Origin of the sequence: Streptacidiphilus monticola, assembly GCF_042658505.1 — a bacterium.
GTDB classification, from domain to species: domain Bacteria; phylum Actinomycetota; class Actinomycetes; order Streptomycetales; family Streptomycetaceae; genus Streptacidiphilus; species Streptacidiphilus monticola.
This window is the reverse complement of sequence record NZ_JBHSQJ010000122.1, coordinates 95,126-118,317: the sequence shown is the minus strand read 5'-3', so window position 1 is coordinate 118,317 and position 23,192 is coordinate 95,126. Positions and strand designations below refer to the sequence as shown.

Genomic DNA, 23,192 nt, shown 5'->3' with positions numbered 1-23,192 from the left:
GCCATGCCCGCCCTCGCCCGGGAAATGGTCCTGGGGCGCTCGCTCGCTTGCCGCGCGGCGCCCCAGCCGTGGGTCAGTGCTGGTGGTGGTTGTCGGGCTGGTTCGGGTCCCCGGGGTGTTCCAGACCGGGGACCAGCGTGAGCCGCTCGGCGCGGGCGCGGTCGAGCCAGCGGACGAAGGCGGCGCGCCGCGCCCTGGGGAGGGGGTCGGCGGTGGGTGCCTCGGGCTCGGGGATGTGCCGACCCGTCAGGGCGGCGGTCCACGGACCGACGACGACCTGCTCGCCCGGAGGCGTCGTGCGCAGGGCTGCGGCCAATTCGCGGGGCAGGGTCTCCGGTGCGGCCTCGAAGTCCCCGGCAGGGGTGCTCACGTGCCAGATCTCGCGGGGGACCGGCGGTCCGGGAAGGCCAGGCGCTGCCTGGTCGGGGGGGACGGTGACGTCGGCGGTGACCGCCTCGAAGACCGCCCGGACGGCGGCGCTGCCCTCGTACGCGGCTGCCGTGATCGAGCCGAGCTCCACGGCCTCGCGCTGGTCGAGCCGGACCGGCGGCGCGGCGTCGACGCGCAGTCCACGGGCTTCGGCCTCCGCCTCGCACAGCGCCTCCGTGAGAAGCACCTGCGCCAGCCATCGGGTCAGTTGCCGTGCCTCGGCGCTGCCGGGCCTCGGGAGCGCCGAGGCACGGGGGCCGTAGCGCAGGGCGGCCAGGCGGTGGTCGAGTGCGGCGCGTGACAGGGGCCTGCCGTCGAGCAGGCCCAGGACGGCGGGCGGGGAAGGGTGGTGAGGGTGATCCGCGCTCACGGTGCCACCACCAGTTCGACCGTAGGAGCGTACTGGCAGCGGCCGAACCACATGACCTTGACGACGGCCCAGTAGGCGCCGGCAGGCATGTCGGGTGGGGCCGTGACGGTGAAGGCGACGTCCAAGCGGTCGCCGGCGGCCACCTGGAAGCCGCGCACCGGGGCGTCGATCATCTCCCAGGTTCCCCAGGGGGAGACCAGTTGGAGTTCCCCGCGGATCTCGCCCCGTGTGCCGTTGGTGAGCCGCAGTGTCAGGTCGGCCTGAGTGCCCGGGGCGAGGCGCAGGGCCGCGCTGGAGGCCTCGACGGTGAGACCGGTGTCCCGGCCGGTGTCCGCCTTGGTGCCCTGGGCCTGCTGCCACTCCTCCATGCTCGGCACGGGTACGGGGAGCAGCCCTGGGACGTCACCGAGGACGACGGCGGCCACGTCCTCGACGTGCTGGCCGGCGTACTCGGTGCGTACGGCGACGTGGTAGAGGCCGGGTTCGGCCCCGGTCGGCGGGGTGACGGTGACGGGGAACCGCACGTGGCCGGAGGGGTCCAGGCGGTAGGGGCGCTGCCGCAGGTCCGCCTGCCAGCCGTCGGGCGCGAGGACGTGGGCGGTTCCCTCCACTGCGGTGTCCGTCAGGTGGGAGGCGAGGACGGCGGAGAGCTGGACCGGCCCTCCGTGCGAGTGCAGCAGGCCCGGGGTGAGCCCGACGGAGACCGGGAGGTAGCCCATCGGCGCCGGGCCGCGGTTGTGCAGCCAGTACCGGCTGTGCACCGGCTGGGCGACCTCGGTGACGGGGCCGAGCGGAGCCGTGCGGACCGGGTCGGTCGTCGTCTCGGGTGTCGCGGGGACGGCGGTGAGGGTGGCGATCTCGGCGCCCTGCAGGGCGAGCGGTCCGGGGACGGGAGCGAGCGGTTGCTCCAGGAGGTCGGCGCGGTGGAGGTGTTGCAGCCGCAGTGCTCCCTCGATTTCCGCCGTGCTGCCCAGGCCGGTGGACTCGACGAGGCGCACGGTGACGCCGTCGGCGGGCAGGGCGGGGGCCTGCGAGCCGTGGGCGATGGGGTTTCCGCTGGGCTTGAGGGTGTTGAGGCGGACCTGTCGTTGCGGGTGCACGCGCAGCCAGGACAGGACGGGGGGCAGGGCCCCGGCCCGGGCGGGGGCCGGCTTCGGATAGAGGGGATGGTTGAACTCCTGCCCCTGGGAGGGCAGGGCGAGGGCCCGCCAGTCTCCGTCACCGGAGGTCAGGGCGTAGTGGAACTCGTGGGTCCAGTGCTGGAGTTGGAAGGAGGAGCCGTCCGGAGCGGTGCGCCGGGGCGGGTCGATCCACACGCCGGACGGCCAGCCGGTGCAGGACCGCATGAGGGACAGGTGGAGCGCGCCGGTGGGATCGACGGCGAAGCCGGGCAGGCCGTAGGTGAGCAGTGCCGCCGTGTGGTCGGTGAGCGTCTCGCTCGCCGGCGGGGCGGCCGCCGAGGGTGCGTCGACCTGGGCGTCGGCGAGGTCCGCGGTGAGGGCGGCGGCGTCCGTGGTGATCAGTGCGGGCAGGGCGCGCAGGTCGCGCAGGTCGGCACCGGGCTGCCAGAGGTCGTGCAGCGGCTTCTCCGCGGGGACCCAGACACGGCCGTGCTCGGCGAGCAGTTCGGCGTAGGCGGTGTCGGCGCGTGCCAGGATCTCGCGGGCGCAACGGTTGGCGTCGGGGCCGCCGATGACGATGCGGAAGTCCGGCAGGTTGGAGTCGACGTCGAGCCAGCCGTACCTGGACCAGTCGGCGCCGGAGGTGGTGGCGGTCACGCCGGCGCGGGCGAGGGCGGCGACGAGGCCGCGTGCGTCGGCGGCGTCGTCGAGACGCGGCACGATCACTTCGGCGATGCCGAGGGCGCGGGCGCCGAGGGGCGCGCCGTCGGCACCGGTCAGGCGTACCTGCGCGGTCCAGCCGAGTCCGAACCAGGTGTTGGCGGGGTTGTCGAGGGTCCATGGCGCGTCGGCGACGTCCACCTCGGGCAGGGCGAAACCGCGGCCGATGACGGCGTCGGCGACTTCGCTGACCGGCAGGGCGCCGGGCAGGTCGAGGGGGAAGCGCACCCGCACGAGACGGTCGGCGGCCTGGTGGTCGACGATGCGGGTGCGGAAGTCGATGCGGTCGGTGCCGTCCCGCAGGGTGACGGTCTGTTCGTAGCTGATGCCGTCGACGGCGCCGGTGACGACCAGGCGTTCGCCGAGCGGTCCGTGTTCGCCGCGGACGGCGGCAGGGCCGGCGCCGGAGCCGGTGACCGGCCCTTTGGGCAGCAGGTGCCAGGGGCCCTCGCCGAAGTCCGGGTGCTGGGGGTACTCCTCGTAGACGCGCAGTTCGTTGCCGGCCTGGCCCGGGCGCAGCAGCTCCCGGTCGTGCTGCTTGTCGACGATGCTGACGAGGGCGCCGCCGCGAGCGGGATCGACCGCGACGCGGTAGCGCTGGTTCTCCGCCGACGGGTGCGTGTCGGGCTCGGGCGCCGTGGGTGACCACAGGGCGTCGGGCGTCCCCTCGGCCAGGTGCCAGGTGCGCCAGCCGAGAGCGGGGACGTCCGTGGCGTGGAAGTGGAGAACGCCGTGCTCGACGGCGCACGGAACCGGCGTTCCGTGGTCGTCGAGGACGCGGACCTGGCCGGTGCCGGCGGGCAGTGGGACGCGCACGGCGCCGGAGCGGTCGAAGGACAGGGTGTTGGTGACGACGACGGCCGTCCCGTTGGTGTCCGCGGCTGAGGGCGGGCGGGTGTCGACGCGGGCGACGAGCGCGGTCAGCGCGGTGTCGCGGACCTCGGCCGCCAGGTCGTAGGCCTCACGCCAGCCCGACAGGAGGTCGAGGTAGACCTGGTCGGACTCCGACCCGGTGATGGCGTCGTGGTGCGCCCCGTAGGCCAGTTGGCGCCAGACCTTGTCGAGTGCCACGTCCGGGTAGCCGCCCAGGCCCTGCAGGGCGGCGATGGTCGCCAGCTTCTCGGCGTCCACGGCCGCCACCTCGGCGGCGCGTTGGGCCTGCTTGGTGTCGATGTAGGAGACGTCCTTGCCGGTGTAGACCGGGTTCATGTCGCGGGTCTGTGGGCTGGGCCGGCGGCCGGTGGCCGCCAGTTCGGTCCGCACGGCGGTGAGGAAGTCGTGCGGGGTGCCGCAGACGAAGCGGGGCCAGACGTACTTGGCGGCCCAGGAGCGGTGGATGGCGGTGACCCACTTGTTGGGCGGCGTGTAGTCGGTGCCGACCGGCAGCAGCAGGTTCTTCGTCGCGCCGACCGGCTTGAGTTTGCGGTAGAGCTCGTAGACCGCCTGCTCGGCGGTCGCCAGGTCGGGGGAGGAGTCCATCCACCAGCCGGCGGAGTAGTGGTGCGGCATGTAGTGGGTGAGCACGCCGCGACCGGAGGGGGAGATCCACTCGAACTCGCTCGGGAACTGCATGACGGTGGCGTCGTCCTTGGCCTCGCGGAAGTTCTTCTGGATCGGGCCCCACTGGTGGAAGGGGCCGCGGGCCCAGGCGCTGCCCGTCAGGCCGGCGGCGTCGAGCAGGCCGGGGAACTGGGGGTCGTGGCCGAAGACGTCCAGTTGCCAGGCGCTGCGCGGGTCGCCGCCGAGGATGTCGCGCTGGTAGCCGATGCCGTAGACGATGTTGCGGATGGTGGCCTCGGAGCCGGTGAGGTTGGTGTTGGGCTCGTTGTAGGTCCCCCCGACCAGTTCCACCCGTCCTTCGGCCAGCAACTGCCGCAGCTGGGCGCGGCGTTCGGGGTGAAGGTCGAAGTACGGCTTGAGGTAGTCGATCTCCGCGAGGACGAACCTGTACACCGGGTCGTGCAGCGCGAGGTCGAGGTGGGCGTCGATCAGGGCGAAGCTGTTGCGTTCGAACAACGGCCGGGTGGTGGCGTCCCCGGACAGCAGCTCCCACGGGGAGGTGTAGGCGGCCTGGGTGTTCCACCACACGGGGTCGTAGTGGAAGTGGGAGACCAGGAACATGGCCCAGCCGGGCTCGGCGACGAGGACCTCGGTGGCCCGCTCGGTCTGCCCGGCCCGGACGACGACGGGCAGGACCGCGCCCGGCGCGGGGGCCCCGGACACGGTCAGCGGTACGTCCACCTGTCCCGCGCCGGTCGCCGCGCCGTGGACGCCGGGCCCCGCGACGGTGATCTCGACGTCGTGAGGAGCGTCCACGGTGACCCGGAGGACCTGGAGCGGGGTCTCCTCGGTTCCGACGAACAGGTCGGTGTTCTCGACGGCGGTGATGGCGACAGGCACGGGGCGGGATCCTTACCGGGAAGGTGCGGTGGGACGTCCGTGGGCGGGCTGCCCTCAGGGTGTCAGGGAAGCTTCCACACCTGGGCGGCGGTGCCGTTGCAGTCCCAGATCTGCAGTTGTGTTCCGTTCGTGGTGCTGGACTGCGGGTCGTCCAGGCAGCGGCCCGACTGCGGGTTGAGCAGGGAGCCGTTCGACGTCTGCTGCCACACCTGGGCGCCGGTGCCGTTGCAGTCCCACAGTTGCACCTTGGTGCCGTCGGCGGTGCCGCTGTGGGTGACGTCCATGCACTTGCCCATGACGCCGAGGCTGCCGTCGGCGTTGACGGTGAACTGCTGGGCGGCGGTGCCGTTGCAGTCCCACAGCTGGATCGGCGTGCCATCGGCGGTGTTCTGGGAGCTGTCGTCCGCGCACTTGCCGGTGATCCCGGACGTGATCGGGCCCGACTTGGCGGCCGTGCCGGACATGGCGTCGGCGGCGTTCTGGTACCAGGACGCCGGGCCGGTGCCGTAGGTGGAGACGGGGGTGGCGTTGAAGTACTCCCAGCCGGCCGCTCCCGCGAAGGTCGGGTACTTGCCGGTCAGCGACTTGAGGGTGGAGGCGAGCTGGCTCGGCTGGACGTAGCCGGAGCAGTTGGCGGAGTTGGTGACGGTGCCGGCGACGACGCGGGAGGGGCTGAAGCCGTTGGCGACGACCTGGTCGTAGTCGGCGGTGCTGCCCAGGCTGCCCCAGCCGCAGTAGAACTGGCCGGTGTACCAGGAGATGCTGCTGCCCAGGTCCTGTTCGAGCTGCTTGTAGCTGAAGCCGCCGGAGTAGGACGAGGTCCCCGACAGGTCGGTGGCGACGGGGGTGAGGGTGATGAGGAAGCCGCTGCCGAAGTCCGTGCGCAGCTGCTTGATCAGCTTCTCGGTGTCGGCCAGCGAGAAGGTCTCCTCGATGTCCAGGTCGACGCCGTCGAGGTGGTAGGTGCGGAGGGTGTCGCGCAGCACCGGGTAGTAGGTGGCGAAGTCGCTGTGGAGGTCGGCGTAGCTGCCCTGGGCGGCTCCGCCGAGCAGCGCCTCGACCTTGGTGCCCTTGGCCTGCATGGCGGCGAGGTCGGACCACATCTGGGTGTAGATCGACGAGGACGGCGCGTCGTTGTTGAGCGTGATCGTGCCGCCGGTGTTCAGGTGGAAGGCGGCCACCTCGACGTCGGTGGCGATGCCCTGGAGCGGGAGCGGGGAGACGTAGGTCCCGTTGCTGTACTGGGTCTGGTAGTACGCGAGCACGTGGTGGGGCGCGGTGGCGGCGGAGGCGGGGGTGGCGGCCAGGCCGCAGGCGGTGGCGAGGGACGCGGCGGCGAGCAGGGCCTGGGCGGAGCGGGTCAGGCGGCGCGTGCGGAACGACATGGGAGTACCTGCCTTGGAAGGACCAGCGGGTGGATGGTGCCGGGCTAGGTAGGGGGCCCCATGGCCAGGGTGTGTCGGCCCGGGGGCACGGTGGAGCGGGCGCGCCTGTGCACGGGCGGCCCCGCGGGCGCGTCCGCGGTCACGCCCCGGCCGGCCCGCCGGGGGTGACGGGCCGGCCGGGGACAGACTCTAAAGCGCTTTACCTACGCGGTGTCAATGGGTGCGCCGGAACTTTCCCGAACGGTCAAAAGGGGCGTGGGGTTCTTCGTGTCGCGGGGGCTGGACGGGTCCTCGATGGTCGCGAGCAGGGTCCTGGCTACCTGCTCGCCGAGGGCGAAGACGTCGCGGGACAGGGCGGTCAGGGAGGGGTGGACGATCCTGGCGAGCGTGGAGTCCTCGAAGGACACGATCGACAGTTCGGTCGGGACCGTGACGCCCATCTCGGCCGCGACGCCCAGTCCGGCCACGGCCATGACGTCGCTGTCGTAGATGATCGCGGTCGGTCTGGGCGTGCGCGCGAGCACCGTGCGGGTGGCGGCGGCGCCTTCCGCGTCGCTGAAGTCGGTCGGCACCGACACCGCGTCGGTCAGGCCGAGGGCGCGCGCCGCGTCCCGCAGTGCGCGCATGCGGCGCTGGGTGTGCTGGAAGGCCGGCAGGCCCGCGAGGTGGGCGATCCGCCGATGGCCAAGTGCGGCAAGGTAGTTGACCACCGAGAGCATCGCCTCGCGGTCGTCCGCCCAGATGCTGGGCAGGTTCCCGTGCTTGCCCGGGCCGCCCAGGACCACCGCAGGCACGCCGAGTTGCTCCAGGACGGCGATCCGCGGATCACGGACCTGCAGGTCGACCACCACGAGGCCGTCCACCCGGTGCTCGGAGACCCAGCGCCGGTAGATCTCGATCTCGGCCTCGGTGTCCTCGACGACCATGAGCTGCAGCGCGATGGTGTGCGCGGACAGCGCCGCCTGCATGCCGGAGAGCAGTTGGGGGAAGAACGGCTCGACGCCGATGGTCCGTGCGGCGCGGGCCAGGACCAGGCCTACAGCANCCCGCCCGGGCTCCGCCCAGCGCCCGTGCGGCGCTGTGCGGCCGCCAGTTCATCTCCTCGGCCACGCGCAGGATGCGGGCCCGCGTGGCTTCGCTGACGCCTGGGCGCCCGTTGAGGGCGAAGGACACCGCACCGGTGGACACGCCGGCACGCCGGGCGATGTCGACGATCGTCGGGCGACCCATCAGTTCTGTTCCCCTCCTTGACACCGGATGAACAACCGGAGCATAGTCCGTCGAGCTGAAGCGCTTTAGAAGAAATACCCTCCGCACCCTCAAGTTCACCATCACTGGAGATCTCATGCGAAGAGGTTGGGCAGGCCTGGCTGCGGGCATCGTAGTCGCGGTGACGCTCAGCGGCTGCGGCGTCGGCGGCGGCACCAGCAGCGCGTCGAGCCAGCAGACCGTGGCTGCGAACGCGCCGCTGCACGGGAGCATCACGTTCCAGACCTGGTCCCTGAAGAACGACAAGTTCACGCCTTACTTCACCGCGCTCATCAAGTCCTTCGAGCAGCAGCACGCCGGCACCACGATCAACTGGATCGACCAGCCCGGCGACGGCTACTCGGACAAGATCGTCAGCCAGGTCACCGGCGGCAGCCTCCCCGACGTGGTCAACCTGCCGCCGGACATCGCCCACGCCGCCGTGAAGGCGGGGGCCCTGCTGGACCTGGGCAAGAACGTCCCGACGCTCGACCAGGACTACGTCCACAGCGGGCTGCAGGCCTACACCTACGCCGACACCGGCTCCGGCACCTACGGCTTCCCGTGGTACCTCGGCACCGACGTCAGCTTCTGGAACAAGGCCATGCTGACGCGCGACGGCCTCAACCCCGCCAAGGTGCCGCACACCTTCGACGAGCTCGTCGCCCAGGCCAAGATCATGCACGACCGCTCCGGCGGCAAGGACTTCCTGATGAGCCGTGCCCCGGGCCTGTCGGACATCGTCAACTCCGGTACTCCGCTGATGACTTCGGACGGCTCGAAGTTCGCGTTCAACACCCCGGCCGCAGCCGCGATGCTGGACAAGTACCGGGACGCCTTCAAGGCCGGCTACCTGCCGTCGAACGTGCTCACCAGCACCTACGAAGGCAACTCGACGCTGTTCACCAAGCGTCAGGCGGCCTGGACCACCGCGGGCGGCAACTTCATCGACAGCCTCAAGCAGAGCAACCCCACCCTGGCCCAGGACGTGATCCCCTCGCCGGCGCTGGACACGCCCCCGCTCTACGTCCAGGGAATCTCGGTGGCCGCCAAGAGCAAGAACCTGCCGCTGGCCCTGGCCTTCGCGAAGTTCGTGACCGACAACGCCAACCAGGTCGCGTTCATCAAGCTGGCGCCGGGCTTCCTGCCGGGCAGCGCCGCCTCGGCGCACGACCCCAAGTACAGCAAGAGCGACGGCACCCCGCAGGGCGACGCGGCGGTCATCGCCTACCAGGACATGCAGAAGGCGGTGAACTTCACCCCGCCGGTGTGGACCGACGCCATGAACACCGCCCTGAACCAGCAGATCGCGCTCGCGGTGAGCGGCAAGGAGTCGTCCAAGCAGGCGCTCGACAACGCCGTCAACCAGGCCAACCAGTTGCTGGGCCAGTGAGCCTGCGCGTCTCCACCCCCTCGGGCCGGTGAGCCCGGCCCGTCCCCACCCGAGCGAGGAGCCGATGAAGTCCCACCGCCTGAGCACACCCTGGCTGATGCTGCTCCCCGCGCTGGCCTGGCTGGCCGTCTTCAGCCTGTGGCCGGCGTTCAACACCGGGGTGCTCTCCTTCACCAACGTGCACATGCTCAGCGGCGGGCGCTTCATCGGCCTGCGCAACTACGTCCTCATGTGGCAGGACCCGCACCTGCGCGACGCCATCCTGAACACCGTCCTCTACATGGCCGTGTGCGTGCCCCTGCTGACGTTCCTGCCCCTGCTGCTCGCGCTGCTGGTCCAGCGCACGCTGCCGTTCATGGGCTTCTTCCGGACCGTCTTCTACTTCCCGGTCATCGCCTCCGCCGTGGTGGTGGCGCTGATGTGGCAGTGGCTCCTGGACGACCGGGGCCTGGTCAACGGGCTCGCGCAGCAGGCAGGGCTGCTGCACGCGGCTGTCCCCTTCCTCTCCGACCGGTGGCTGCTGCTGTTCAGCGCGATCGCCCTGACCGTGTGGAAGGGCATGGGCTACTACATGGTGCTGTACCTGTCGGCCCTCGGAAACGTGCGCCGGGAACTGCACGAGGCGGCCGCCGTCGACGGCGCCGGGACGATCCGGCGCTTCTGGACGGTGACCGTGCCCGGGGTGCGCGGCACCATGGCCCTGGTCTCCGTGCTGATCGCGGTCAGCGCCATGCGCGTCTTCTCCGAGCTGTACGTACTCGGCGGCCGCACCGGCGGAATCGGCGGCCAGGACGTCTCCCTGGTGATGCTGATCCAGCAGGCCGCCTCGGGCGCCGACGGCCGTATCGGCTACGCCTCCGCGCTGAGCGTGCTGCTGTTCGTGCTCACCGTCGGACCGATGCTGCTGCTCGTCCCCTGGAACCGGAAGGCCGACTGATGCCCACCACCTACCGCCTAGCGCAGAAGAGCGCACCCGTGGCCGTCGCACCCGCCGCCGCCCAGGGGCGGCGGCGCCGCTCGCCGGTCTTCGACGCGGTCACCCCCCTCGGCCTGACCCTCCGGTACCTGACACTCCTGCTGGTCCTGGCCGTCACCGTCGGCCCCATGCTGTGGGAACTGTCGACCTCGCTCAAGAGCGTCACCGAGGACGTCTACACCGCCACCCCGCAACTGCTGCCGCAGCACCCCACCTTGGGCAACTACGCCCAGGTCGCCCGGACCATCCCGGTCTGGCACTTCGCCCTGAACTCGGTGATCGTCGCCGTGCTGTGCGTGGGCGGCAACCTCGTGGGCGCGACCGCCGCCGGATACGCGCTGGCCAGGCTCCGCTTCCGCGGGCGCCGCCTGGTGCTGGGCCTGTTCATGGCCACCCTGGTCCTGCCGGGGGAGGTCACCGTCATCTCCCAGTACCAGACCGTCATCCGGCTCGGCCTGTCGGACTCCCTGATCGGCGTGGCACTGCCCGCGATGATCGGCTCCCTGAACGTGCTGCTCATGCGGAACGCCTTCCTGGCCATCCCCGCGGACATCGACGACGCGGCCGTCATCGACGGCGCGACGGTCTGGCAGCGCCTGCGACACATCGGCCTGCCCAGCGTCAAGGGAACCCTGAGCGTCATCGCCATCCTGACGTTCATCGGCGCCTGGGACGACTTCCTGTGGCCGCTGCTGGTCCTGCAGAGCCCGGACAAGCTCACCCTCACCGTGGGCCTGGCCTACCTCCAGGGAACCTTCTCGGCCGACCCCCGCACCATCGCCGCGGGGGCCATGATCGCACTCCTGCCGATCATGGCGCTCTTCGTCGCCCTGCAGCGGTTCTTCTTCAAGGGCGTGGGCGAAGGGGCCGTCAAGGGCTGACCCTGGACCGGCCCCAACCGCCCCGCCGCGACCGCACCACTCACCGAGGACCTACCGCAGCATGACTGAGCATCACAACGGCGCCCCGCCGGCACCGCGGTTCGGCGTCAACTACACGCCCACCGACGACTGGTTCCACCACTGGCTCGACTTCGACCTCGACGCGGTCCGTGCCGACCTCGACTCGATCGCCGATCTGGGCTTCGACCACATCCGCGCCTTCCCGCTGTGGCCGATCTTCCAGCCCAACCGCACCCTGATCCGCCCCAAGGCCGTCCAGCAACTGGTCGCGCTGGTGGACGCGGCCGGGGAGCGCGGCCTGGACGTCGCGGTGGACGGCCTGCAGGGCCACCTGTCCAGTTTCGACTTCCGGCCGGCCTGGACGCTCACCTGGCACCGCCGCAACATCTTCACCGCACCCGAGGTCGTGGACGCCCAGGCCGCCTATCTGCGCACCCTCGGCTCCGCCCTGGCCGACCGCCGCAACTTCATCGGCCTGACCGTGGGCAACGAGATCAACCAGTTCTCCAGCGACCCGCACCCCGACCCCGACCTGATCACCCCCGAGCAGGCGGAGACGTGGCTGCTGCGCATGCTCGACGCCTGCGAACAAGGGGCTCCCGGCCGACTCCATGTCCACGCCGAGTACGACGCCGCCTGGTACCAGGACGCCCACCCCTTCACCCTGGCCCACTCCGCCCGACTGGGCGGCGCCACCGCGGTGCACTCCTGGGTCTTCAACGGCACCGCACAGCGCTACGGTTCGCAGGCGACCGCGACCGCGCAGCACGCGGCGTACATGATCGAGCTGTCCAAGGCCTGGGCGCGCGACCCGCACCGGCCCGTCTGGCTGCAGGAAGTGGGCGCACCGTCCCCGCACATCCCCGCGCCGCAGGCACCCGGTTTCGCCGAGGCCACCGTCGCGGCCGCGCTGGACTGCCCCGACCTGTGGGGCATCACCTGGTGGTGCTCGCACGACGTCGACCGCTCCCTCGCCGACTTCCCGGAACTCGAGTACAGCCTGGGCCTCCTGACCAACGACCGTCAGGTGAAACCCGCCGGGCGCAGCATCGCCCGGATCATCCAGGCCGTCCGCGCCGACGGCCACCGACCCCCGCGGCCGCGGGCCACCGGACTGGTCGTCGACGCTTCCCAGGAATCCTTCAAACGGGCCGAACTCGCCCCCGGTGGAACCTACTTCGAGGCCTTCATGCGCCTGGTCGAGGCCGGTGCCCGCCCCACCGCCGTGCTCGCCGAGCGCGCGGGCGACCACGAGCACCTTGCGGCCCGCGGCATCACTGAGATCATCACCATCGACGACGTCTGACCCCGCCGCCTTCGACCACACCAGCAGCCCTCGCACGACGTTCGGAGCCGAGTCCATGCACGACGACCGCACCCTGATCGAATCCCGCCTCAAGCGCGTGCTGGAGGAGCGCATCTGGCCCGCGGTGTACCCCGAGTCCGTGCCGCTCGAGGTCGGGATCTGGACCGCACCGGGCGAGCCGGTCCCGGTGGCCGAGGGGCTCGCCCAGCCGCCGACCCCCATCGCGGTCGGCGACCAGTGGGGAGCCCCTTGGAGCACCAGCTGGCTGACCGTGTCGGGGACCGTGCCCGTCGCCTGGGCCGGCCGGACGGTCGAGGCGCTGATCGACCTCGGCTTCGACAAGAACATGCCCGGCTTCCAGTGCGAAGGTCTCGTCTACCGGCCCGACGGATCACCGGTCAAGGGACTGAACCCGCGCAACCAGTGGGTGCGCGTCGCCTCCCCGGCGGTGGGCGGGGAGGAGGTGCTGCTGCACGTGGAGGCGGCCGCCAATCCCGTCATCATGGACTACCACCCGTTCCTGCCGACCGAGTTGGGCGAGAAGGAGACCGCCGGGAGCAAGCCGCAGTACCGGCTGGCCCGGATGGACCTGGCGGTCTTCGACGAGACGGTCTGGAACCTGGCCATGGACCTTGAGGTCCTGGGCGAACTGATGGCGGAACTGCCGGTGGAGGGCCCGCGTCGGTGGGAGATCCTGCGTGCCGTCGACCGGGCTCTGGACGCCGTGGACCTGCAGGACGTCAACGCGACGGCCGCCGCCGCCCGCGCCGAACTGGCCCAGGTGCTCTCGGCGCCCGCCGTGCCCTCGGCGCACCGGATCAGCGCGGTCGGCCACGCGCACATCGACTCGGCCTGGCTGTGGCCGCTGCGCGAGACCGTGCGCAAGGTCGCCCGGACCACGGCCAACATGACCGCGCTGCTGGAGGACGAGCCCGACTTCGTCTACGCGATGTCCCAGGCCCAGCAGTACGCGTGGATCAAGGAGCACCGGCCGGAGGTGTACGCCCGCGTCGTCAAGGCCGTCGCCGACGGGCGGTTCGTGCCGGCGGGCGGCATGTGGGTGGAGTCGGACACCAACATGCCCGGATCCGAGGCGATGGCCCGTCAGTTCGTCCACGGCAAGCGGTTCTTCCTGGAAGAGTTCGGCATCGAGAACCAGGAGGCCTGGCTGCCGGACACCTTCGGGTTCGCGGGCGGCCTTCCGCAGATCATCAAGGCGGCCGGCTCCAAGTGGCTGCTGACGCAGAAGATCTCCTGGAGCCAGACCAACACGTTTCCGCACCACACCTTCTGGTGGGAAGGCATCGACGGCACGCGGATCTTCACCCACTTCCCGCCCGTCGACACCTACAACTGCCACATGCACGGCCGCGAGATCGCCCACGCCGTGCGCAACTTCAAGGACAAGGGCAGGGCCGGCCACTCCCTGGCGCCGACCGGCTGGGGCGACGGCGGCGGCGGGACCACCCGCGAAATGATCGCCAAGGCGGCCCGCCTGCGCGACCTCGAAGGCTCCGCCCGCGTCGTGTGGGAGAAGCCCGCTGCCTTCTTCGCCGCAGCGCAGGCCGAGTACCCGGACCCGCCCACCTGGGTCGGCGAGCTGTACCTGGAACTGCACCGGGCCACCCTGACCAGCCAGGCGAGGACCAAGCAGGGAAACCGCGCCAGCGAGAACCTGCTGCGGGAAGCGGAGCTGTGGGCGGCCACCGCCGCCGTACGGACCGGATACGCCTACCCCTACCAGGACCTGGACCGCATCTGGAAGACCGTCCTGCTGCACCAGTTCCACGACATCCTGCCCGGCTCCTCCATCGCCTGGGTCCACCGCGAGGCCGAGCGGACCTACGCCCGGGTCGCCGAGGAACTGAACGCCATCATCGGCAGCGCCCAGCGCGCGCTCGCCGGCGACCCCGGAGCCGGCACCCACGTGGTCTTCAACGCGACGCCCCACGAGCGCGGGGGAGTCCCCGCCGGGGCGGGGCGCACCGACCCGGCCCCGGCGGCCGGCTGCAGCATCCGGCCGCGCCGGGACGGCGGCTGGGTGCTGGCCAACGGCCTGCTGCAGGTCGAGGTGGACGGCCAGGGCCTTGTGGTGTCGGTGTACGACCTCGTCCGCTCGCGGGAGACCGTCGCCCCTGGGGCGGCCGCCAACCTGCTCCAACTCCACCCCGACTTCCCCAACATGTGGGACGCCTGGGACGTCGACCAGTTCTACCGCAACAGCGTCAGCGACCTCACGGGCGTGGACGACCTCGCGGTCTGCGCGGACTCGGATCAGGCCGTCGCCGTGCGCGTCGTCCGCTCCTTCGGGAAGTCGAAGGCCGTCCAGACGCTGACGCTCAGGGCGGACGCCGGCCGGCTCGACATCGACACCGAGGTCGACTGGCACGAGACGGAGAAGTTCCTGAAGCTCTCCTTCCCGCTGGACATCCACACCGACCGCTACGCCGCAGAGACGCAGTTCGGCCACATCCACCGGCCCACCCACACCAACACCAGTTGGGAGGCCGCCAAGTTCGAGGCCTGCAACCACCGCTTCGTCCACCTGGAGGAGCCCGGCTGGGGCGTGGCACTGGTCACCTCCTCCACCTACGGCCACGACGTGACCCGCAGCGTGCGCGCGGACCGCGGCACCACCACGACGGTGCGCGCCTCCCTGCTGCGGGCCCCGCGCTTTCCCGACCCGCACACCGACCAGGGCGTGCACCACTTCCACCACGCGCTGGTGCCCGGAGCGGCGATCGCCGACGCGGTGCGCGAGGGCTACCGCATCAATCTCCCCGAGCGCCGGGTCCCCGGTGACGCGGACGTCCCGGCGCTGGTGACCCTGGACAACGACGCCGTGGTCGTCACCGCGGTCAAGCTGGCCGACGACCAGAGCGGCGACCTGGTCGTGCGCCTGCACGAGGCCCACGGAGGACGGGCGCAGGCCCGGCTCACCACCGACTTCCCGCACGTCCAGGTCCAGGCCTGCGACCTGCTGGAACGGGCCCTCGACGTGCAGCCCGACTCCGTCGCCGCCGCCGGGACGGAGGGGATCCGGCTGCGACTGCGCCCGTTCGAGCTGGTGACGCTTCGTCTGGTCCGTGGGGGAGCGCTCGACTGACAGCGCCGCCGCGGCGCAACTCGCCTGTCCCGCATGTCGTAGCCGCCGGACGTCGGGAAGGCCACGGGGGAGAGGGACGGTCCCTGGACGTCCCCCTCCCCGCTGGCAAGCCCGACCCGCGGGTCACTGACGGCTCGTCACCAGACGTTGCAGGTGCTGGCCTTGTGGCGGGCGCCGAAGCTCCGGAAGTGTGCCGGGAAGGAGTTGCCCGCGCTGTTGATGGCTCCCGGATAGGCGAGCTTGGTGTCCGGCGCGCCGTGGCAGTTCCACATGGTGGTGTAGTCGTGGCTGAGGCTTCCCAGGGGCTTCGTGGTGGAGCCGTAGCTGGCGTAGGCGTCCGTGAAGGTCACCGAGACCCAGACGGAGTCGCCGAAGGTGACGTTCGTGCTGACGACCTGCGCGGCGTTCTGCGGGTAGACCTCCCACCAGAGCGCGTAGTGCGAGAAGTAGTGGGACGCGTCCGCCTCGACGCCGGCCTGGACGAGCGGGCGTGAGCTCGAACGCCCCGGCCGATGCCGGCCCAGGACGAGGAGGAGTAGTCCCCGCTGCCGCCCACGTTGACCTTGGACACCTCGATGCGGGTCTTGGCGCCGGCCCAGTTCGCGCTGTGCTCGGAGCCGGTGGCCGTGGAGTCGGGGGTGGCGGTGGCCTCGTCCCCGGTGGCGGGGAGACTGCTGGGCACCGGGATGTCGGTGTCGACGTCCGGGTGGGCGTCCCCGTTCGCGCCGGTGGTGTGGTTCGCAGTGTCGTGAGGGCAGAGCGTCGTGCTCCGCGGGGCGGCGATGTCCGCCTGCCAGGCGGGCAGGTCCGCGTCGTCCTCGGGCCGGGTCGGGTAGCCGTTGGCGTCGAGCTCGTCGTCGGTCGCAGTGAGGAGGTCGAAGCCGGGAGCAGGGGCGGCCAGTGCGGCGCCGCGCCCTGGTGGCACGGCGGCCTCACGGTGGTTGTCGGCGCGGGCCGGCCCTGCATGGAAGGAGCCGCCCCTGCGCTCCTGCCCGGATCGAAGGATCACGCCCGGCCGTCGTCCTCGTGACCGGGAGCCTCCTCGACGCTGTGGGAGTCGGTCAGGCTCAGCGCGCCGGCCGCGGCGATCACGCCGACGACGACGGCCAGCAGGGCGAAGGTGATCCGCTCGCCGCGGAAGAACGTCTCGACGAGTTCCGTGCTCCAGGCCCCCCTTGGGAGTTGGGTGGTCACCAACGCTGCGATCATGGTGCCGATCACGGCGGTGCCGACGCTGGAGCCGACTTCCTGGGCGGTGTCGTTGAGCGCCGCGCCGATGGAGGTGCGGTTGCTCGGCATCGCGCCGACGAGGGCGACCGCGCAGATCGTCATCACGGTGCGCAGCCCCACGGTCATCAGCACCATGCAGACGGCGATGGCCGGGTAGCCGTGACCGACTGCCCAGGCCAGGCCGCCCAACGCGCCGGCCAGGCAGGCCGCGCCGATGAGGCAGGCGACGCGGTGGCCGAAGCGGGTCGCGAGCCACTCGGACAGCGGCGTCGCGACGAGCATCGTGACGATGATGGGCAGGTTGGCCAGGCCGGCGCGGACCGGACTCCAGCCGTAGGCGTACTGGAAGTGCAGGATCAGTCCGAACATCACACTGGCCATGGCGATGGACGTCCCCACCTGCGCGATCGCGGCGCCGCGAACGGTGCCCTCGGTGAACAGGCGCAGGTCCAGCATGGGTGTGGCGCTGCGGCGCTCGTGGCGTACGAACGCGGTCGCGGCCGCGACTGCGCCGCCTATCGTCGCGAGCGTGGGCGCGGACAGCCAGCCGTTCTCGACGCCGCTGGTCAGCGCATAACAGCCAAGCCCGATGGTGGCGATGCTGAGGGCTGCGCCAAGCAGGTCGATCCGGTCCTTCGTCAGGTCCTGCGGGCGGTCGGCGGGCACACCCAGGCGGACGCCGATACAGGCGAGCACAGCGATCGGGGCGTTCACGACCAGCAGCCACTGCCAGCTGACGTGGGCCAGTGCGGTGCCGCCGAGCAGCGGGCCGAGGACGAAGCCCGACATGCCGACGACGATCATCACGGTCATCGCGCGCATCTGCAGCGCCTTCTCGTCGAAGAGCCGGAACACGAGCGAGTTGGTAATGGGTGCCATCGCCGCCGCGGCGACGCCGAGCGCAGCCCGGAGTGCGATGAGTTCGCCCGCGGTGGCGACGAACACCACGCACAGGCTGAGCGAGCCGAAGACCGCCAGGCCGACGAGCAGCACCCGGCGGCGCCCGAAGCGGTCTGCCATCGAGCCCGCCGTGAGCAGCAACCCGCCGAAGGTCAGCGAGTAGGCCCCGGTGACCCACTGGAGGGCGGTTGTGCCGCCGCCGAGGCTGCGACCGATCGTGGGCAGCGCGATGGACAGCAGGGTGTTGTCGACCATCTCGACGAAGAAGGCCAGGCAGAGGGCTGCCAGAGGTATCCATGCCGCGCGCAGTGAGGAGTAGGTGCGCTGGGAGGAGGGCTTGGGCTGGAGCGTTGCGGTCGTCATGGCGGTCCCTTCGGTCGAACGGGGTTCGAGTATCGAACGGCGTACGATGAAGTACGGTAGAACATCGTTCGATGCTGTGCAAAGTGCCGGAGGGATGCGTGCCATGGAACGTCTGCAGAGCCGTCCGGGGCAGGGACGTCGACGGGCCTCTCACTCGATGGAGTCCGTGCTCGCCGAGGCGGTGGCCCTGCTCGACGAGGCCGGTGCCCCCGCGCTCACCTTCCGCGCGCTGGCCCAGCGCCTCGGCGGCGGTGTCGCCAGCATCTACTGGTACGTCGCCAGCAAGGACGAGTTGCTGGACCTCGCCACCGACCATGTGATCGGTTCGCTGCTCAAGGACATCGAGGCGCTGCCGGGCAGTGACGACCCGATCGACGATCTGCGCGCGATGGCCGTCACCCTGTTCGACGCGATCGTGGCGCGGCCCTGGCTGGGCGCGTACTTCATGCGCAACACCACCGCGCAGAGCAACTCGCTCCGCCTGTACGAACGGCTCGGCGCGCAGACGCTGCGCCTCGACCTCACCCCACGCCAGCGGTTCCACGCGGTGTCCGCGATCGTCGGCGTGGTCGTCGGCTCCGCCGTCGACCTCGGCCAGGAACCGCCGCAGGAGGTCCTCGACGGCACCGTCGACCGCAACCACGTCCTGGGCCGTGTGGCCGAGACATGGAGGCAACTGGACCCCGCAGAATTCCCCTTCGTCCACGAGATCGTCGACGAGTTCGACGGCCACGACGACGCCGACCAGTTCCGCTCCGCCCTGGACCTGACGCTGGCCGGCCTTCGCCTCCAGGCAGGCGCCGGCGCCGGTCGCTGAGAGCGGAGTGAGTACGCGGTCACCCTTGCGGCGGCGGGCCCCAGGTCGCGGCCCCTGCACCGCCACGGTCCAGTCAGACCCGGCCCACGCGGGCCATCCGCCGCCACTCCTGGCGACCCCTGACGGGCGAGCCGAGCACCTGGAGGCTCCTCGTCCGCCGCACATGGGCGCCGGTATCCGCGCCTTCGGGTGGACGCAGCCAAGGCGCTGCCGCCTGGATGCCCGCTGCCGCTGTACACCGACGGCCTGATCGAGGCGCCTGCGCACGGGATCGAGCCCGGGCCCCGCCACGCGCTGGAAGCCGCGGGCCAGTCGCGGCGGTCCGCGACCGGTCGATCGCCCGGCCGTCGTAGACCGGCGGGCGAGGCAACGCGCGGCGTGCTCGACTGGCTCCGTCCGATTCCGCACCCTCACAAGGGAGCTCATTGTGGCGATCATCGCTGTCTTCGATGCGCCGGGCATGACCCAGGCCATGTACGAACAGGGCACCAACCAGATCACCGGTGGCCAGGGCGGCGTCAAGAAGGCGTCCGACTGGCCCGTCCCTGGTCTCATCTCGCACGCGGCCGGCCCCACTCCCGACGGCTGGCTCGTCGTCGACGTCTGGGAGTCGGAGGACGCCTTCCGCAAGTTCGGCGAGGTCCTCATGCCCATGCTGAAGGAGGTCGGCGCCCCGGACGTCCGGCCGAAGATCTACCCCGCGTTCAACGTGGTCACGTCCTGAGCACGTTCCTGACACCCGCGACTGCCGGCGCGTGCTTCCGGGCCCGACCATCGGGGCCCGCGGCGTGTGCTTGTCGTGGAGCCGTCCAGGACGGGCTGCGCCGACGACCCGCTGTGCCTTGAGGGGTGAGCGTCCCGTGCCCACCCCCTGTCGGGGCGGCGGGTCAGTGGCCGTTGCAGCGCACGCCGTTGAGGGCGTACCAGGTGGGGCGCGCCGCGGTTCCTGAGTCGGAGGCGGTGAACCCGAAGGGGAGGGTGGCGCCGGCCGCGATGGTCCTGTCGTAGTCCACCGGTCGCAGCGTGACGAGGTTGCCGCGCTGGGTGTGTGTGGCGTTCCAGCTGGCGGTGAGGCGCTCATGTGCCGGGAGGCCGAACGTGACCTTCCATGCGCTCGCGGCCTTGGACCCGGTGTTCGTGATCCGGACGTTCTCGGTGTAGCCGCCGCGCCAGGACACGGAATTGCCGGTGGTGACGGTGCAGGAAGTGGCGGCAATGGGAGCGGCTCCGGCGTTGGCGAGCTTCAGGACCGTGATCGAGTAGGCGGGGAGAGTCAGTCCGTGGGCCTTCACGCCCGGGATCTGCTGGAGCTTCTTGTTCGCCTCGCTGAACTGCTGCGCGGAGGTGACGTTCGCCGGGTTGAATCCGGCGTAGGAGATGCTCACTGGCTCGCTGGTCTTGGCGCTGTGGTTGACCAGCAGGAGGTTCAGGCCGCTCGAGGTCCTGACCGCGTAGGCCGTGACCGTGGAGTTGGAGGTCGTGGCGCGGACCATCCGGGCGCCGGGCGCGGCGAATGCGCCCACGGCCTTGAGCCCGTAGTAGGCGGGGAACGGGGTGTTCGCCGCGGGCTCGCAGACGCTGCCGGCGCAGCCGCCGGCAGAGAGGATGCCCCCGTCGCCGTAGTCGGTGGAGCCGTCGGGCAGGGTGGTGATGTTCGACGGGCCGTTGTGCTCGTCCCACCAGTCGATGTTCTGGACCTTGTTCTGCAGGAAGGTCATGTAGCTGTCAGCGGTGTACAGCGCCGCCGGGACGGAGTCGGACTCGAAGCCTGCGTCCGTTTCGGTGATCATGATTTGGATCTTCGCGGCGTTGCTGCCCGCGTACTTGGTGATCTCGGCTCGCGTGGCCTGCACGATGGACGCGATGGTGCGGTACTGCGTGAGCAGGTCCGCCTCGCTCTTGGATGTCGGGTAGTAGTGCAGGATCACGAAGTCGAGCTTGGGGCCGTCCTTCTTGAGGACGGTCGTGTTCCAGTCCGCGGTGTCGCCGTACTTGGAGGCCACCAGGCCGTCCGGCCAGCTGTTGTGGAGCGTCAGCACGGCGCCGACCTTGATGGACGGGTCGGCGGCCTTCATCTCGGTGATGTAGTCCGCGATGTTGTTCGCGTAGGCGGTGGCGCCCTTGGGCTTGAGGTTGTGCTCCCACATCGATCCGTAGGTGCCGTCGCCGGGGATCTCGTTGCCGAGCTCCCAGTACTTGACGCCGTAGTGCTTGGTGACGTTGGCGTACCTCACCCACGCCGCGGCCTCGGCCGCCGTACCGGAGCCGTAGTTGACCGTGATGACGGGGCTCGCGCCGATCTTGCGCGCGATGCCCATGAAGTCGTCGAAGCCGTTGGCGGGGTTCGCGTAGCCCAGTCCGTCGACGGTCGTATTCGTCTGCCAGCGGTAGGCGTCGGCTGTGGAACCACCGGGATAGCGCAGCGCGTCGACGCCGGCGCCCGCGAGAGCGGCGGTGGCCGCGCTGTCGTTGAGGTGGCCGTCGAAGGTCGCCGTGTTCACGCCGTTCGCGATGCTCGGCACGATGCCGAGGTTCTGGGACGCGTTGACGTTGATCGCGACGGTGTTGCTGGCGTCCGCGCCCTGGGTGACCAGGAGGCCGGCGATGGGCAGTGCCAGCACAGTTGCTACGCCGGCTGCGAAGACGACGCGGCGGCGGGATTTGCGGTGCATAGGTCCGAGGAACCTTCCGTCCGAAGGGTGAGCATCGCGCGGGGGACGCGCACCCTCCAGTTGCCGCGGACAGCCGAAAGGTTGCCGTAGCGCGCGACGGGACGACGGACCCCGGGCCCCACTCCGCTGCTGCCGGCCTCGGGCGCCGGAGAGCGGAGGCCCCGCACCCGCGGATTGACAGGCCGTCAGGTGGCCCCGGACTGCGCAGGGTTGCAGCGCCATCCCCCTGGGAGCTTGTCAGTGGCCTGTGGCAGGGTGTCCGCCATGCCTGAGCTGGTGGAGCGCGTAGATAAGGAAGACCGCGTACTGGCCGTCGTGGAGCGGGGCGAGGCGATCCGCCGGCAGTGGTTGCATCGCGTGGCGACCACCGTCTGCCGCGACCCGGAGGGCCGGTTCCTGGTCCACCGGCGTCCCGACGACGACTCCCGCTTTCCTGGCCAGCTGAACTGGCTGTTGGGCGGCGCGGTGAACGTGGGGGAGTCGTACGAGGGCGCCGCGGCCCGCGAGCTCGCCGAGGAAATCGGTGTCCGGACATTTCCGCGGTTCGTCTTCAAGTACCTGTGCCGCGGTGAGATCAGCCCCTACTGGCTGGCTGTGCACGAGGCCACCATCACCGGGCAGATCACGCCGGATGCCTCCGAGGTGTCCTGGTTCACCTGGTTGACCGAGGCCGAACTCCGCGACGTCCTGCGCAGCCCGACCTTCGTGTCCGATGCCCGGGAGGCCTTCACCCGGTACCGGGCTCTGACCGAGGGTGCGGAACGCGCCCGGGGCGGGTGACCTCCGTCCGGCCGACGCCGTGGTTGCCGAAGCGGCGCGTTCGGTTTCTGCCGGGTGGTCGCCGTCGCGCCTTCCTGGACGACCGCTCCTTTGGAGCCGCAACCCCGCACTGGCCTCACGCGACGAGCAGGCGCAGGCCGAGCTCTGCTGCGTCGAGGGCGACCAGGTCGCGGTTGCGGTCGGCCCACCGGCCCGAGGCGAGGTCGTCGCGGAGCATGCTCACGGCCCGCTGCTCGGCCTGCGGTCCTCCCCTCGTCCACACCGACACCGCCCGGCGGACGTCCACGTCCAGATACGCCTCGGGCCGGCGCCCAACTGCGCTCCGAACATTGTGAGTTGCTCCTCCGGTGTCGTCCTGACTCCCCGAGCCCGCGCGTGCAGTCCCCGGTCGACGGCTCTCACCGTGGCGTGAGCGCGGTCGCGCTGCTCCGCCATCAACCCGCGCAACCGGCGCAGGTGGGCGACCGCGTCGGTATCGGGGTCGTTCACCAGCGCCGCGATCTCCCGCAGGCCGAAGCCCAGTCGCCGGTAGGCGAGCACCTCCCGCAGCCGTTCCACGTTTTCCGGCGAGTAGGCGCGGTATCCGGCCGCGGTCCGCGCGGACGGCTTCACCAGGCCGACCCGGTCGTAGTGATGCAGCGTGCGCACCGTCACGCCGGCCAGTTCTGCAGCACGTCCCACAGTCATGTGCTCGTCCACGCCGTCGACTGTCCGGCATGACGCTGCGTCAGGGTCGAACACGTCACCGCCCGGTCCGGGCGCACGAGACAGGGAGACCCCCCACCTCTGGATACGCGGACGCCCCACTGGAGCCGGCTCGCGCACCATCGCGAGATCCACCCGGTCGCGGACGCCCGCCAGGCAGGCTCCCCCCGATGCCGTCTCCAGCCTCACGCCCGGGCAGCGGGCGGCGTCGTTCAACGATGTAAGAAGGGGTGGGGCATGGGGCCGAGAGCCCGTCAACCTCCATGGCCGGACGCCGGCTGAGCTCACGCCACGTCCCGCAGGTCCGGACTCAAATCTGCACACAGTCACCGTGTGGTGAGCCAACGGCGCAGCTCCGTGCCCTAGTTG

The 23,192-nt window shown here is 71.0% G+C and carries 14 protein-coding genes and 3 pseudogenes; 8 read left to right on the top strand and 9 right to left on the bottom strand.

Translation table 11 applies throughout. The features are described 5' to 3' along the window. Positions 1-73 precede the first annotated feature (73 nt). The 4 genes and pseudogenes from ACFP3V_RS25530 to ACFP3V_RS25515 all read right to left on the bottom strand — a co-directional run bounded on the left by ACFP3V_RS25530 (position 74) and on the right by ACFP3V_RS25515 (position 7,655). Positions 74-799, bottom strand: coding sequence for a DUF7158 domain-containing protein (locus tag ACFP3V_RS25530; protein ID WP_380587953.1), 726 nt, complete (start codon positions 797-799; stop codon positions 74-76). Beyond that, positions 796-5,040: a glycoside hydrolase family 38 N-terminal domain-containing protein gene (locus ACFP3V_RS25525; protein ID WP_380587950.1), complete on the bottom strand. Its 4,245-nt coding sequence runs from the start codon at positions 5,038-5,040 to the stop codon at positions 796-798. Before ACFP3V_RS25525 ends, ACFP3V_RS25530 begins: the two co-directional genes overlap by 4 nt. Before the next feature lie 62 nt (positions 5,041-5,102). Next, positions 5,103-6,425 (bottom strand): ricin-type beta-trefoil lectin domain protein, encoded by a 1,323-nt coding sequence (locus ACFP3V_RS25520; protein WP_380587947.1) that lies wholly within the window; start codon positions 6,423-6,425, stop codon positions 5,103-5,105. 203 nt (positions 6,426-6,628) lie between these two features. After that, a pseudogene (locus tag ACFP3V_RS25515) lies at positions 6,629-7,655 on the bottom strand (LacI family DNA-binding transcriptional regulator). A gap of 160 nt (positions 7,656-7,815) precedes the next feature. Between ACFP3V_RS25515 and ACFP3V_RS25510 the strand changes: the two are divergent. The 5 genes from ACFP3V_RS25510 (at position 7,816) to ACFP3V_RS25490 (ending at position 15,356) form a co-directional block, all read left to right on the top strand. Continuing rightward, positions 7,816-9,066 carry an extracellular solute-binding protein gene (locus ACFP3V_RS25510; protein ID WP_380587944.1) on the top strand — a complete coding sequence of 417 codons (1,251 nt, stop codon included), beginning with the start codon at positions 7,816-7,818 and terminating at the stop codon, positions 9,064-9,066. Positions 9,067-9,130: 64 nt separating this feature from the next. Continuing rightward, the gene (locus ACFP3V_RS25505; protein ID WP_380587941.1) at positions 9,131-10,003 is read left to right on the top strand and encodes a carbohydrate ABC transporter permease; all 873 of its coding nucleotides are present in this window, start codon (positions 9,131-9,133) and stop codon (positions 10,001-10,003) included. Further along, positions 10,003-10,923: a carbohydrate ABC transporter permease gene (locus ACFP3V_RS25500; protein WP_380587938.1), complete on the top strand. Its 921-nt coding sequence runs from the start codon at positions 10,003-10,005 to the stop codon at positions 10,921-10,923. The genes ACFP3V_RS25505 and ACFP3V_RS25500 overlap by 1 nt, the downstream gene beginning before the upstream one ends. A 61-nt stretch (positions 10,924-10,984) precedes the next feature. Next, positions 10,985-12,250 (top strand): glycoside hydrolase 5 family protein, encoded by a 1,266-nt coding sequence (locus ACFP3V_RS25495; RefSeq protein ID WP_380587935.1) that lies wholly within the window; start codon positions 10,985-10,987, stop codon positions 12,248-12,250. Positions 12,251-12,305: 55 nt separating this feature from the next. Next, positions 12,306-15,356 (top strand): alpha-mannosidase, encoded by a 3,051-nt coding sequence (locus ACFP3V_RS25490; protein WP_380587932.1) that lies wholly within the window; start codon positions 12,306-12,308, stop codon positions 15,354-15,356. 137 nt (positions 15,357-15,493) lie between these two features. Here the strand turns inward: ACFP3V_RS25490 and ACFP3V_RS25485 are convergent, their stop codons facing one another. The 3 genes and pseudogenes from ACFP3V_RS25485 to ACFP3V_RS25475 all read right to left on the bottom strand — a co-directional run bounded on the left by ACFP3V_RS25485 (position 15,494) and on the right by ACFP3V_RS25475 (position 17,849). Next, the gene (locus ACFP3V_RS25485) at positions 15,494-15,706 is read right to left on the bottom strand and encodes a hypothetical protein (protein ID WP_380587929.1); all 213 of its coding nucleotides are present in this window, start codon (positions 15,704-15,706) and stop codon (positions 15,494-15,496) included. Positions 15,707-15,745: 39 nt separating this feature from the next. Further along, positions 15,746-15,880 (bottom strand): annotated as a pseudogene (locus tag ACFP3V_RS25480) (hypothetical protein); the annotation flags it as partial. Between the two features lie 481 nt (positions 15,881-16,361). After that, positions 16,362-17,849 (bottom strand): MFS transporter, encoded by a 1,488-nt coding sequence (locus ACFP3V_RS25475; protein WP_380587926.1) that lies wholly within the window; start codon positions 17,847-17,849, stop codon positions 16,362-16,364. A 157-nt stretch (positions 17,850-18,006) separates the two neighbouring features. Here ACFP3V_RS25475 and ACFP3V_RS25470 point away from each other — a divergent pair, with 157 nt between their 5' ends. Together ACFP3V_RS25470 and ACFP3V_RS25465 are read left to right on the top strand one after the other, a co-directional pair. Beyond that, positions 18,007-18,666 (top strand): TetR/AcrR family transcriptional regulator, encoded by a 660-nt coding sequence (locus tag ACFP3V_RS25470; protein ID WP_380588072.1) that lies wholly within the window; start codon positions 18,007-18,009, stop codon positions 18,664-18,666. Between the two features lie 427 nt (positions 18,667-19,093). Further along, entirely contained in the window at positions 19,094-19,390 is a 297-nt protein-coding gene (locus tag ACFP3V_RS25465; RefSeq protein ID WP_380587923.1) for a hypothetical protein, read from the top strand. A gap of 163 nt (positions 19,391-19,553) precedes the next feature. Here the strand turns inward: ACFP3V_RS25465 and ACFP3V_RS25460 are convergent, their stop codons facing one another. Beyond that, positions 19,554-21,338, bottom strand: a complete 1,785-nt coding sequence (locus tag ACFP3V_RS25460) for a cellulose binding domain-containing protein (RefSeq protein ID WP_380587921.1) — start codon at positions 21,336-21,338, stop codon at positions 19,554-19,556. A 264-nt stretch (positions 21,339-21,602) separates the two neighbouring features. Between ACFP3V_RS25460 and ACFP3V_RS25455 the strand changes: the two genes are divergently transcribed. Further along, a complete protein-coding gene (locus tag ACFP3V_RS25455; RefSeq protein ID WP_380587918.1) occupies positions 21,603-22,118 on the top strand; it encodes an NUDIX hydrolase in 516 nt (171 codons plus the stop codon). A gap of 115 nt (positions 22,119-22,233) precedes the next feature. On the opposite strand, the pseudogene ACFP3V_RS25450 reads toward ACFP3V_RS25455, so the two are convergent. Then, positions 22,234-22,805: pseudogene (locus tag ACFP3V_RS25450) on the bottom strand (MerR family transcriptional regulator). Positions 22,806-23,192: the final 387 nt, after the last annotated feature.

What these genes read in the sequence shown, in the direction of transcription:
- ACFP3V_RS25455 (WP_380587918.1), top strand. Translation starts at nt 21,603, where the DNA reads ATGCCTGAGCTGGTGGAGCGCGTAGATAAGGAAGACCGCGTACTGGCC.
- ACFP3V_RS25495 (WP_380587935.1), top strand. Translation starts at nt 10,985, where the DNA reads ATGACTGAGCATCACAACGGCGCCCCGCCGGCACCGCGGTTCGGCGTC.
- ACFP3V_RS25470 (WP_380588072.1), top strand. Translation starts at nt 18,007, where the DNA reads ATGGAGTCCGTGCTCGCCGAGGCGGTGGCCCTGCTCGACGAGGCCGGT.
- ACFP3V_RS25505 (WP_380587941.1), top strand. Translation starts at nt 9,131, where the DNA reads ATGAAGTCCCACCGCCTGAGCACACCCTGGCTGATGCTGCTCCCCGCG.
- ACFP3V_RS25475 (WP_380587926.1), bottom strand. Translation starts at nt 17,849, where the DNA reads ATGACGACCGCAACGCTCCAGCCCAAGCCCTCCTCCCAGCGCACCTAC.
- ACFP3V_RS25500 (WP_380587938.1), top strand. Translation starts at nt 10,003, where the DNA reads ATGCCCACCACCTACCGCCTAGCGCAGAAGAGCGCACCCGTGGCCGTC.
- ACFP3V_RS25460 (WP_380587921.1), bottom strand. Translation starts at nt 21,338, where the DNA reads ATGCACCGCAAATCCCGCCGCCGCGTCGTCTTCGCAGCCGGCGTAGCA.
- ACFP3V_RS25490 (WP_380587932.1), top strand. Translation starts at nt 12,306, where the DNA reads ATGCACGACGACCGCACCCTGATCGAATCCCGCCTCAAGCGCGTGCTG.
- ACFP3V_RS25520 (WP_380587947.1), bottom strand. Translation starts at nt 6,425, where the DNA reads ATGTCGTTCCGCACGCGCCGCCTGACCCGCTCCGCCCAGGCCCTGCTC.